Origin of the sequence: Aeromicrobium sp. REDSEA-S32_B7 (assembly GCF_001626145.1) — a bacterium.
Classification (GTDB): Bacteria; Actinomycetota; Actinomycetes; order Propionibacteriales; family Nocardioidaceae; genus Aeromicrobium; species Aeromicrobium erythreum.
This window is the reverse complement of sequence record NZ_LUNF01000116.1, coordinates 2,148-14,555: the sequence shown is the minus strand read 5'-3', so window position 1 is coordinate 14,555 and position 12,408 is coordinate 2,148. Positions and strand designations below refer to the sequence as shown.

Here is a 12,408-nt window from a genome sequence, read left to right as displayed (position 1 = left end):
GGTCGCCGGGCCCTCGACCCCGCGCGCATCGTCCTGGTGGGCGTGGCCGTCCTGGCCGTCGTCTTCGGTGCGTTCTTCGGCTACCGCGGCGTGGCCGACTGGCGCGAGACCCACGGGGTCGACGGCGTCCACGACAAGGCCGCCGAGGCGGCCGCCTCCGCCGCGGAGACGATCTTCACCTACCGCTACGACCGCATCCAGCAGTACCTCGACGACTCCAGCGACGTCATGACCTCCTCGTTCGCCAAGGACTTCGAGAGCATCTCGCCGGCCCTGCGCGACCTCGCGCCGCAGCGCAAGATCCAGGTCAAGGCCACGACCCGCGACTCCGCCGCGATGTCGTGCGGCGACGACTGCCGCCGCGACCGCGCCACCGTGCTGGTCTTCGTCGACCAGGCGCGTCTGGCCGACGGCTCCGAGGTACCGACGGTCTTCGGCAACCGGGTCGAGATGACGATGGTCGAGCGCGACGGACGCTGGCTCGTCGACGACATCAAGGCGCTCTGAACCGGCGCGTCGGACCCGCCGGGCGCCTCCGGTCCGTCTCTCCGGCGGGCGCTGCGCAGGCTCCAGGCCACGTCGGACCGCCGCGCGGACGGCCCGCGACCCCTGGCGTTGCAGTCCTTTCGGGCCGTGAGCCTGCGGAGCGGCCGAATACTTTGGCCCATCTCAGGCTGGTTGTCAAGGACCAGGCTTGCGCGCGTGTGGACGGGGGGGCTAGACTGAATCTTCGCGCCCGCCTCGTCGCCCTCGTTGCCCCTTGACTGGGGGCGTCAGTCATGCGCACAAGTCCATCACGTGACACCCTTGCGAGCCTCTGGAAGGACCCCTCTTGGCCGCCTCGCGCACCGTCGCCGCACCTGCCCAGAACAACAGTGCCACCAACGCACCCCGCCGCATCTCCTTCGCCAAGATCTCCGAACCGCTCGAGGTTCCCGAGCTCCTGGCCCTGCAGACCGACAGCTTCGACTGGCTGATCGGCAGCGAGAAGTGGAAGGCCGAGGTCGAGGACGCCCTCGCTGCCGGCCGCACCGACGTCTCCACCAAGTCCGGTCTGGAGGAGATCTTCGAGGAGATCTCCCCGATCGAGGACTTCTCCGAGACGATGAGCCTGTCGTTCCGCGACCACCGCTTCGAGCCCCCGAAGTACTCGGTCGAGGACTGCAAGGACCGCGACGTCACCTACGCCGCGCCCCTGTTCGTCACCGCCGAGTTCATGAACAACGAGACCGGCGAGATCAAGAGCCAGACGGTCTTCATGGGCGAGTTCCCGCTCATGACCCCCAAGGGCACCTTCGTCATCAACGGCACCGAGCGCGTCGTCGTCAGCCAGCTGGTCCGCAGCCCCGGCGTCTACTTCGAGCGCACGCCCGACAAGACGTCGGACAAGGACATCTACACGGCCAAGGTCATCCCCTCGCGCGGCGCGTGGCTGGAGTTCGAGGTCGACAAGCGTGACCTCGTCGGCGTGCGTCTGGACCGCAAGCGCAAGCAGAGCGTCACCGTCCTGCTCAAGGCGCTCGGCTTCACCGAGGCGCAGATCCTCGAGGAGTTCGGCCAGTACGAGTCGATCCGTCTGACCCTGGAGAAGGACAACGTCCAGACCCAGGACGAGGCCCTGCTCGACATCTACCGCAAGCTGCGTCCGGGCGAGCCGCCGTCGCGCGAGGCCGCCCAGAACCTGCTCGACAACTACTACTTCAACACGAAGCGGTACGACCTGGCCAAGGTCGGTCGTCACAAGGTCAACAAGAAGCTCGGCGCCGACGAGGCGTTCGACCAGCAGACGCTGACCATCGACGACGTCGTCGCCACCATCAAGTACGTCGTGGCGCTGCACGCCGGCGAGACCGAGCTGGAGATGCCCGCGGGCACCACCCTCGTCGAGGCCGACGACATCGACCACTTCGGCAACCGTCGCATCCGCACGGTCGGCGAGCTGATCCAGAACCAGCTGCGCACCGGCCTGGCGCGCATGGAGCGGGTCGTGCGCGAGCGCATGACCACGCAGGACGTCGAGGCCATCACGCCGCAGACGCTCATCAACATCCGTCCGGTCGTGGCGGCGCTGAAGGAGTTCTTCGGCACCAGCCAGCTGTCGCAGTTCATGGACCAGAACAACCCGCTCGCGGGTCTGACCCACAAGCGCCGTCTGAACGCGCTCGGCCCGGGTGGTCTGTCGCGTGAGCGCGCGGGCTACGAGGTCCGCGACGTGCACCCGTCGCACTACGGCCGCATGTGCCCGATCGAGACGCCTGAAGGTCCGAACATCGGTCTGATCGGCTCGCTGGCCTCCTACGGTCGCATCAACGCGTTCGGCTTCATCGAGTCGCCGTACCGCAAGGTCGTCGACGGCCGGGTCACCGAGCAGATCGACTACCTCACGGCCACCGACGAGGACCGGTTCATCGTCGCCCAGGCGAACTCCCCGCTCACCGAGGACGGGACGTTCGTCGACGACGCGGTGCTCGTGCGCCAGCGTGGTGGTGAGGCCGAGCTCCGCCCGGCCGCCGAGGTCGACTACATGGACGTCTCGCCGCGCCAGATGGTCTCGGTCGCGACCGCGCTCATCCCGTTCCTCGAGCACGACGACGCCAACCGCGCCCTCATGGGTGCCAACATGCAGCGCCAGGCGGTCCCGCTGGTGCGCAACGACGCCCCGCTCGTCGGCACCGGCATGGAGTTCCGTGCCGCCGTCGACGCCGGCGACGTCACGGTCGCCAAGAAGGCGGGTGTCGTCAAGGAGGTCTCGGCCGACCTGGTCGAGATCATGGAGGACGAGGGCACGTACACGACGTACCGCCTCGCGAAGTTCCGCCGCTCCAACCACGGCACCTGCACGAACCAGCGTCCCCTCGTCGCCGAGGGCCAGCGCGTCGAGGTCGGCACCCCGCTGGCCGACGGTCCGTGCACCGACGAGGGCGAGATGGCGCTGGGCACCAACCTGCTCGTCGCCTTCATGCCCTGGCAGGGCCACAACTACGAGGACGCGATCATCCTCAGCCAGCGTGTCGTGCAGGAGGACCTGCTCACCTCGATCCACATCGAGGAGCACGAGGTCGACGCGCGTGACACCAAGCTGGGCCCGGAGGAGATCACCCGCGACATCCCGAACGTCAGCGAGGAGATGTTGGCCGACCTCGACGAGCGCGGCATCATCCGCATCGGCGCCGAGGTGGGCAACGGCGACATCCTCGTCGGCAAGGTGACGCCCAAGGGCGAGACCGAGCTGACGCCGGAGGAGCGCCTGCTGCGCGCCATCTTCGGTGAGAAGGCGCGCGAGGTCCGCGACACGTCGCTCAAGGTCCCGCACGGCGAGTCCGGCACCGTCATCGGCGTCCGCGTGTTCGACGCGGCCGACGGCGACGAGCTCAGCCCCGGCGTGAACCAGCTGGTCCGCGTCTACGTGGCCCAGAAGCGCAAGATCTCCGACGGTGACAAGCTCGCCGGCCGTCACGGCAACAAGGGCGTCATCTCCAAGATCCTGCCGATCGAGGACATGCCGTTCCTCGAGGACGGCACCGCCGTCGACATCGTGCTCAACCCGCTGGGTGTGCCCGGCCGCATGAACGTCGGCCAGGTGCTCGAGACCCACCTCGGGTGGGTGGCCAAGGCAGGCTGGGACATCGGCGACCTGAAGGACGAGTGGGCCGACCGCCTGCGCGCCATCGGCGCCGACCGTGCCCCGGCGAACTCCAACGTCGCGACGCCCGTCTTCGACGGTGCCCGCGAGGACGAGATCCAGGGCCTGCTGGCCTCGACGCTGCCCAACCGCGACGGCGACCGCATGGTCGGCCCCGACGGCAAGGCGGTCCTGTTCGACGGTCGTACCGGCGAGCAGTTCCCCGACCCGATCAGCGTCGGCTACATGTACCTGCTGAAGCTGCACCACCTGGTCGACGACAAGATCCACGCCCGCTCGACCGGTCCGTACTCGATGATCACCCAGCAGCCGCTCGGCGGTAAGGCCCAGTTCGGTGGCCAGCGCTTCGGTGAGATGGAGGTCTGGGCCCTCGAGGCCTACGGTGCCGCGTACGCGCTGCAGGAGCTGCTGACGATCAAGTCCGACGACATCGTCGGCCGCGTCAAGGTCTACGAGGCGATCGTCAAGGGCGAGAACGTGCCCGAGCCGGGCATCCCCGAGTCCTTCAAGGTCCTCGTCAAGGAGATGCAGTCGCTGTGCCTGAACGTCGAGGTGCTGTCCAGCGACGGCTCCGCCGTCGAGATGCGCGACGCGGAGGAGGACCTCTTCCGCGCCGCCGAGGAGCTCGGCATCGACCTGTCGCGTCGCGAGCCCTCCAGCGTCGAAGAAGTGTGAGCCGGCGGGGCGCCGTCGCCACGACGGCGCCCCCACCCTCACTCCCCGCTCACCACTGAATTTCGAAAAGTAAGGGAAAGAAGACACCGTGCTCGACGTGAACTTCTTCGATCAGATCCGGATCGGTCTCGCGACCGCCGACGACATCCGCGGATGGTCCTACGGCGAGGTCAAGAAGCCGGAGACGATCAACTACCGCACGCTCAAGCCCGAGCGTGACGGCCTCTTCTGCGAGAAGATCTTCGGTCCCACCCGGGACTGGGAGTGCTACTGCGGCAAGTACAAGCGCGTGCGCTTCAAGGGCATCATCTGCGAGCGCTGCGGCGTCGAGGTGACCCGCTCCAAGGTGCGTCGCGAGCGCATGGGCCACATCGAGCTCGCTGCGCCGGTCACCCACATCTGGTACTTCAAGGGTGTCCCCAGCCGCCTCGGCTACCTGCTCGACCTCGCCCCGAAGGACCTCGAGAAGGTCATCTACTTCGCGGCGTACATGATCACGCACGTCGACGAGGAGGCGCGTCACCGCGACCTGTCCTCGCTGGAGTCCAAGATCGACCTCGAGGTCAAGCAGCTCGAGGCCCGTCGTGACGACGAGGTCAACCAGCGCCTGCAGAAGCTCGAGGAGGACCTCAAGGCCCTCGAGGACGAGGGTGCGAAGGCCGACGCCAAGCGCAAGGTCAAGGACGCCGCCGAGCGTGAGGCCAAGCAGCGTCGCGACCGCATCCAGCGCGAGATCGACCGCCTCACCGAGGTCTGGGACCGCTTCAAGAACCTCAAGGTCCAGGACCTCGAGGGCGACGAGATGCTCTACCGCGAGATGACGTACCGCTTCGGTGCGTACTTCGAGGGCTACATGGGCGCCGCTGCCATCCAGAAGCGTCTGCAGTCCTTCGACCTCGACGCCGAGGCGGAGTCGTTGCGCGAGATCATCGCCACCGGCAAGGGCCAGAAGAAGACCCGCGCCCTCAAGCGACTCAAGGTCGTCTCGGCGTTCCTCGGCAGCAGCAACCACCCCGAGGGCATGGTCCTCGACGCCGTGCCGGTGATCCCGCCGGAGCTGCGTCCCATGGTCCAGCTCGACGGTGGCCGCTTCGCCACGTCGGACCTCAACGACCTGTACCGCCGCGTCATCAACCGCAACAACCGCCTCAAGCGACTGCTCGACCTCGGCGCGCCCGAGATCATCGTCAACAACGAGAAGCGGATGCTGCAGGAGGCCGTCGACTCGCTGTTCGACAATGGCCGTCGCGGTCGCCCCGTCACGGGCCCGGGCAACCGTCCGCTCAAGTCCATCTCGGACATGCTCAAGGGCAAGCAGGGTCGTTTCCGTCAGAACCTCCTCGGCAAGCGCGTCGACTACTCGGGCCGTTCGGTCATCGTCGTCGGCCCGCAGCTCAAGCTGCACCAGTGCGGTCTGCCCAAGCAGATGGCGATCGAGCTGTTCAAGCCCTTCGTCATGAAGCGTCTGGTCGACCTCAACCACGCCCAGAACATCAAGTCCGCCAAGCGGATGGTGGAGCGCGGCGTGCGCGCCGAGGTCTGGGACGTGCTCGAGGAGGTCATCACCGAGCACCCGGTGCTGCTGAACCGTGCACCCACCCTGCACCGTCTGGGCATCCAGGCGTTCGAGCCGCAGCTCATCGAGGGCAAGGCCATCCAGATCCACCCGCTCGTCTGCTCGGCCTTCAACGCCGACTTCGACGGTGACCAGATGGCCGTGCACCTGCCGCTGAGCGCCGAGGCGCAGGCCGAGGCCCGCATCCTCATGCTGAGCACGAACAACATCCTGAAGCCGTCCGACGGCCGTCCGGTCACCATGCCGACGCAGGACATGATCATCGGCCTGTACTTCCTCACGCTCGAGCGCGAGGGACACCCGGGCGAGGGTCGTGCGTTCAGCTCGGTCGCCGAGGCCGTCATGGCCTTCGACCGCAAGGAGATCACCCTCCAGAGCAAGGTGCGGATCCGCATCCCCGGCGTCGACGGTGTCGTGGCGTCGCGGGAGACCACCCTCGGTCGCGCGATCTTCAACCAGGCCCTGCCGGACGACTACGCGTACGTCAACTACCAGGTCGGCAAGAAGGAGCTCGGGGTCATCGTCAACGACCTCGCCGAGCGCTACTCCAAGATCGACGTGGGCGTCGCGCTCGACAACCTCAAGGAGACCGGTTTCCACTGGGCCACGCGCTCGGGCGTCACCATCTCCATCGAGGACGTCGTCACGCCGGAGACCAAGCAGGAGATCCTCACCAAGTACGAGGGTCAGGCGGCGAAGGTCCAGCAGCAGTTCGACCGCGGTCTCATCACCGAGGACGAGCGTCGTCAGGAGCTCATCGAGATCTGGACCCAGGCCACGGCCGAGGTGTCCGGTGAGATGGAGAAGAAGTTCACCGCGAACGCCGACAACCCGATCTGGATGATGGTCCACTCGGGTGCGCGAGGCAACATGATGCAGGTCCGTCAGATCGCGGCCATGCGTGGTCTCGTGGCGAACCCGAAGGGCGAGATCATCCCCCGCCCGATCAAGGCGAACTTCCGTGAGGGCCTCAGCGTCGTCGAGTACTTCATCGCGACGCACGGTGCCCGCAAGGGTCTGGCCGACACCGCCCTGCGCACCGCCGACTCCGGCTACCTGACGCGTCGACTCGTCGACGTCAGCCAGGACGTCATCATCCGCGAGGAGGACTGCGGCACCGAGCGTGGTCTGCCGAAGGTCATCGCGACCCGCCTGGACGACGGCACGTTCGTGCCGGCGGAGAACGTCGAGACCTCGGCGTACTCGCGCAGCGCGGCCACCGACATCACCCACCCGGAGACGGGCGAGGTGCTGGTGGAGGCCGGCGGCGACCTCGGCGACGTCGAGATCGGCCAGCTCGTGACCGCCGGCGTGGAGACCATCCGCGTCCGCACGGTCCTGACCTGCGAGGCGGCGGCCGGTACGTGCGCCAAGTGCTACGGCCGCTCGCTGGCCACCGGCAAGCTCGTCGACATCGGCGAGGCGGTCGGCACCATCGCCGCCCAGTCGATCGGTGAGCCCGGCACCCAGCTGACGATGCGTACCTTCCACACCGGTGGTGTGGCCGGTGACGACATCACGCACGGTCTGCCGCGTGTGGTCGAGCTCTTCGAGGCCCGTCAGCCCAAGGGTCGTGCGCCGATCACCGAGTCCGCCGGTCGCGTCGCGATCGACGACACGGACAAGACGCGCAAGCTCGTCGTCACCCCCGACGACGGCTCGGAGGTGCAGGAGTACCCCGTCAGCAAGCGTTCGCGCCTGCTCGTCGAGGACGGCTCGCACGTCGAGGTCGGCCAGCAGCTCACCCACGGCACGCCGGACCCGCAGGAGGTCCTGCGCATCCTCGGTGTCCGTCGGGCGCAGGAGCACCTCGTGGACGAGGTCCAGGAGGTCTACCGCAGCCAGGGCGTGGCGATCCACGACAAGCACATCGAGATCATCGTGCGGCAGATGCTGCGTCGGGTCACGGTCATCGAGCAGGGTGACTCCCACCTGATCCCCGGTGACCTCGCGGACCGGGCGACGTTCGAGTCGGAGAACCGACGCGTCGTCGCCGAGGGCGGCACCCCCGCCTCGGGCCGTCCGGTGCTCATGGGCATCACGAAGGCCTCGCTGGCCGTCGAGTCGTGGCTGTCGGCCGCCTCCTTCCAGGAGACGACCCGCGTCCTCACGGACGCCGCCATCCACGGCAAGTCGGACTCGCTGCGCGGTCTGAAGGAGAACATCATCATCGGCAAGCTCATCCCGGCAGGTACCGGTCTCGACCGGTACCGCAACATCCGGGTCGAGCCCACCGAGGAGGCCCGCCAGGCCGCCTACGCCGTCACGGGCTACGAGTCCTACGACTACGGCTTCGGCTCGCCCGACGGCCCCGCCGTCCAGCTGGAGGACTACGACTTCACGTCGTACGAGCCCTGACGGACTGAACGCACGACGGCCCCGGACCTGCTGGTCCGGGGCCGTCGTCGTGTGGGGGTGCGGTCGTCGTGACGTCGCTGGTGCGCTGCCGTAGGGGATCTGGGGTTGCTGGTGCGCTGCCGCGGCTGGCGCTGGGGGTGGTCTCCGCAAGGGCCTCGACCGGGCGGCCGGGTGGCGCCGTGGCTCGGGTTCTCGGGCTGTGGCCTTCGGTGGACACAAGAACCTGCGTTCGTGCGCTGGGACGTCAAGGATGCTGCGATTGCTACGGGATCCCGTCGTGAACGCAGAAGCGTTCGGCCTCGCACGCGCGAAGGAAGAAGCGTGGGTGTGCTTGGGGGTGGGGTGGGCAGCGCTTCTCCCTTCGCGTGGCACGGTCCGCGAGAAGGAAGCATCGTTGCCACGCTCAGCCCCGTCGGCGGTGGAACATCAACCGCACGAGCGCTCCTGCGGTTGGAGATCCACCGATGGAGCGCGCGAACGCAGCATTGTGCGTCCCGGCAGAAGGCCTCAGGCGGTGGGCGCGGGGGCCTTCGACGACTTCGGCTTGGTCTCGGGGTCGGGGCGGAACAGCCAGCGGAGGCGGGGCTCGAAGACCGGGCGGAAGACGGTAGCGACCAGCTGCGTCATGAGCAGGTTCGCGACCACCGTGGCGACGACCATGGTCAGCACCACCGCGGGTGCGCCGTACTTCTCGAGGGAGTCGAACACGCCGAACTGGTAGCGCAGCAGCAGGATCACGTAGCCGTGCAGCAGGTAGCAGTAGAACGTGCGCCCGCCGAGACGCGTCGTCCACGACCGACGGCGGGGGACGAGCGAGAGCGCGGCGAACGTCAGCACCAGGCCGATGACGAGCAGCTCCGCGCGCTGCGTGATGCCCTCCAGGGGCGAGGCGCCGAGCGGGTCCTCGTCGTAGCGCTGCTTCCACAGCAGCCAGTCGAGCGTCCAGTTCGCCGAGTAGAGGTAGCAGATGACGAAGCTGCCGGCGAGCAGCAGCGCCGACCCGACCCGGATGCGGGGGTCCGCGAGCCGCTCGAAGCGCTCACGGCTCATGTGCAGACCGATCACGTAGAACGGCAGGAAGCCGAGGATCTTCGGCAGCGCCAGCACGTTCGGCACCTCGATGAGCCCGACCAGCAACGAGATCGCGATTGACGTCGTGATCGGGTAGCGCAGCGCACGCCAGATCGGGGTGGTCAGCCGCCACACGAACAGCGCCGCCATGAACCAGCCCAGCCACTGCGGCGACAGGAACTTGTACGGCTCCGGCTCGCCCGTGTAGTGGCGGGTGATCATCTGCATCGAGATCTCGATGATCAGGTACGGGACCACCAGGGTGCTGACGATGCGGCGCACCTGCCGCGCGTCGCCCATGTAGCGCCGAGCCGTGTAGCCGGAGATCAGGATGAAGAACGGCATGTGGAACGCGTAGATCCACACGTACACGCCGCGCGCGGAGTCCATCGCCACGAACTGCGTGAGGGAGTGCCCGATCACGACGAGCAGCATCACCCAGTACCGTGCGTTGTCGAGATAGGCCACGCGCTCCTTCGGGGCGGCGGTCGTCACGGGCAACGGGTCGAGGGCACTCATCGTCCACCGACTCTAGTGGAGCGCACCGAAGGGAGCCCGATGAACGAGCACCGCGAGACGCGCCGCACGCAGCGGCTCGGCGCGTACGGCGTCGTCGTCGCCGACGACGAGACCGGCACGCCCCGGCTGCTGCTCACCCGCATCTCCCCGACCGGCTACCCGGCGGGCTGGTGGGCGTTGCCGGGCGGCGGTGTCGACCACGGCGAGTCCCCGCACGACGCCGTCGTCCGCGAGGTGTACGAGGAGACCGGGCTGACGGTGCTGGAGAAGCGCCTCGTCGACGTCCACCACGTGCACACCGTGGCGCCGGGCCGCGACGACCGCTTCGAGGACTACCACGGCGTCCACCTGCTCTACGCCGTCCGCGTCGCGGGCGTGGAGCCCGGAGCGCCGCTGCCCACCCCGCACGTCGTCGAGGTCGACGGCACCACCGACGTGGCCACCTGGCTGCCGCTCGACCAGGTCGACGACGGCGTCCGGCAGCTCCTGCCGGCCGCGCAGCACGCGCTCGCGCACCTCACCGACTACCGCTGAGCCCGTCCTGCGGGAGAGCCGCCCGGTGCGACGCGCAGGGTCAGGAGCGTGGTGGCGTGTAGAACAGCATCGCGTAGCTGCCCCGCGCCGAGAGCACGAAGGTCGCGCGGGCCACGCCGCCGTCCTTGCCGCGGGCGGTGTAGGTCGTGCTGATCTCGTTGAGGTCCTCGACGACGTCCTTCGTCGGCGTGCCGATGCTCGAGGCGAAGTCCTCCGCGATCGCGTCGGCCTCGCGGACGCGGTCGGCGACGACCGCCGCGAACCGGGGCCGCTCACCACTGAGCAGCAGGGTGCCGGTGGCCGGCACGCGCCACTTCCCGTCGAGCAGGGGCGAGTCGCGCGGCGCGGACACGTCCATGCTCGGCCAGATCAGCCCCGACGTGTCCTTGCCCTCGACGTCGCGCGGCACCTGCGCCGTCGACGCCCGCGGCTCGAGCTGGCCGCTGCGCGGGTCGCCCACGTACTGCGCCCGCACCGTCATGACCGGCCGCTTCTGCGCCGCCGGGTAGCCCGTGCGGGTCGTGACGTCGCCGGGGTCGGCGGTGATCGTGATGCGGATGTCGCGCTGGTCGGCGGTCTTGCCCTCGGCGTCGACGGTGCAGCCCGTGATCCGACGGTCCTGCGACTGGCAGTACGTCGAGAGGTCGTCCTCGTCGAGCTTGGCGTCGGGGATGACGGCATTCACCTGGGCGATCAGACGGCGCAGCACCTGCGTGGGTGAGCCGTCGACGCGCAGCAGCGAGATCGTGACGTCGGGGCGAGGGGCGTCGTCGATGAGCGAGAAGGTGTCGTCGCTGGGGCGGGTGGCGGGCGTGGTGGTCTCGGTCGGGGTCGGCTCGACGCCCTCGGGCAGCTCGCCGTCCTCCTCCCCCGACTGCTGCGCCGCCTTCGCAGCGTCGAGCTCGGGCTGGAAGGCCTCGATCAGCGCAGCGCTGCGGTAGCGCACCAGCGGCCCCAGCTGCGTGGCGCCCGACGGGACCTCGAGCCCGTAGATGATGGGGCTCTGCGGCCCCGACTCGTGCTCGGTCACGTCGGCGTCCGACGCCCCCGCCGCCGAGGAGGAGGCGCCGGCGCTGGGCCGCGGATCGGCCTGGGTGCGCGTCTCGCAGGCACCCAGCGCGAGCACGCCGACGAGCAGGAGCGGGGTCGCGATCCGTCTCATGGGTCTCCTCGGGGAGGTCGTGCGGTCCCCGGGCCGGGGTGGTCGGTCGACCGGGCCGAGCGGACCGATCGGCCCCATCCTGCCGCAGCCGGACAAGGTCGTGCGGCACCGGGCGCGGTAGGTTGCGAGCACCGGACGGTCCGACGGGGCGAGGAGGCGCGGCGATGGCAGGACGGACGACGGCTGCCGAGCGCGTCTTCGCCCGACTGCGCGAGGACATCCTCACCGGTCGTCTCGAACCGGGTTCCCAGCACTCGATCTACCGGCTGGCCGAGGAGCTCGGCACGTCGCGCACGCCCGTCCGCGAGGCGGTGCTGCGCCTCGCCGACGCCGGTCTGGTGGCCGTCGAGCGCAACCGCGGGGTGCGCGTCCGGGGCGTGACCGTGCAGGACGTGCTCGAGGTCTTCGAGCTGCGCCTGCTGCTCGAGGTGCCCGCCGCCGCGTACGCCGCGCTGCACGCCGACGCAGCACAGCGCGACGAGCTGCGCGCCCTGCTGCGGGCCATGGCGGCCGACGCGGCCGCCGACGACGAGCGAGCCTTCGAGGAGCACGACCGGGCGCTCCACGCGGTGCTGCACGCGGCGAGCGGCAACGGTCGGCTGGGCGAGGAGGTGCTCGCACTGCGCGCGTCGATCCAGGCGCGTGGCGCGGTGACCCTGCACCGCTCCCGCGGGGCCCACGAGATCCTCGAGGAGCACGAGCCGATCGTGCAGGCCGTCCTCGACCAGGACGCCGGCCGGGCCGCTGCGCTCATGCGCGAGCACCTCCAGCACACCGCGGAGCTGCTGGCGCGCCAGCTCGACCCCGCCGTCGACGTCGACGTCTGGCGCTCCCGAGCGCAGGCGCTCACTGCCAGTAGCATGCTACTGT

7 protein-coding genes are annotated in these 12,408 nt (G+C 69.1%); 5 read left to right on the top strand and 2 right to left on the bottom strand.

The genetic code is table 11. The features are described from left to right. The 3 genes from A6Q79_RS08365 to A6Q79_RS08355 form a co-directional block, all read left to right on the top strand. A partial coding sequence (locus tag A6Q79_RS08365; RefSeq protein WP_317697716.1) for a hypothetical protein occupies positions 1-507 on the top strand: 507 nt, incomplete at its 5' end. Between the two features lie 325 nt (positions 508-832). After that, on the top strand, positions 833-4,318 hold the full coding sequence (gene rpoB, locus A6Q79_RS08360) for a DNA-directed RNA polymerase subunit beta (RefSeq protein ID WP_067854770.1): 3,486 nt from the start codon (positions 833-835) through the stop codon (positions 4,316-4,318). Positions 4,319-4,406: 88 nt separating this feature from the next. After that, a complete protein-coding gene (locus A6Q79_RS08355; protein ID WP_067854771.1) occupies positions 4,407-8,252 on the top strand; it encodes a DNA-directed RNA polymerase subunit beta' in 3,846 nt (1,281 codons plus the stop codon). 507 nt (positions 8,253-8,759) lie between these two features. On the opposite strand, the gene A6Q79_RS08350 is transcribed toward A6Q79_RS08355, so the two are convergent. Continuing rightward, entirely contained in the window at positions 8,760-9,842 is a 1,083-nt protein-coding gene (locus A6Q79_RS08350) for an acyltransferase family protein (RefSeq protein WP_286689135.1), read from the bottom strand. A 39-nt stretch (positions 9,843-9,881) separates the two neighbouring features. Here A6Q79_RS08350 and A6Q79_RS08345 point away from each other — a divergent pair, with 39 nt between their 5' ends. Beyond that, positions 9,882-10,376, top strand: coding sequence for an NUDIX hydrolase (locus tag A6Q79_RS08345; protein ID WP_067854777.1), 495 nt, complete (start codon positions 9,882-9,884; stop codon positions 10,374-10,376). A gap of 40 nt (positions 10,377-10,416) precedes the next feature. Here A6Q79_RS08345 and A6Q79_RS08340 read toward each other — a convergent pair whose 3' ends face one another. Further along, a complete protein-coding gene (locus A6Q79_RS08340; protein WP_067854780.1) occupies positions 10,417-11,538 on the bottom strand; it encodes a hypothetical protein in 1,122 nt (373 codons plus the stop codon). A gap of 164 nt (positions 11,539-11,702) precedes the next feature. Between A6Q79_RS08340 and A6Q79_RS08335 the strand changes: the two genes are divergently transcribed. Then, positions 11,703-12,408 (top strand): GntR family transcriptional regulator (locus tag A6Q79_RS08335; protein WP_317697707.1); only part of this gene is annotated, 706 nt, incomplete at its 3' end.

What these genes read in the sequence shown, in the direction of transcription:
- A6Q79_RS08350 (WP_286689135.1), bottom strand. Translation starts at nt 9,842, where the DNA reads ATGAGTGCCCTCGACCCGTTGCCCGTGACGACCGCCGCCCCGAAGGAG.
- A6Q79_RS08340 (WP_067854780.1), bottom strand. Translation starts at nt 11,538, where the DNA reads ATGAGACGGATCGCGACCCCGCTCCTGCTCGTCGGCGTGCTCGCGCTG.
- A6Q79_RS08345 (WP_067854777.1), top strand. Translation starts at nt 9,882, where the DNA reads ATGAACGAGCACCGCGAGACGCGCCGCACGCAGCGGCTCGGCGCGTAC.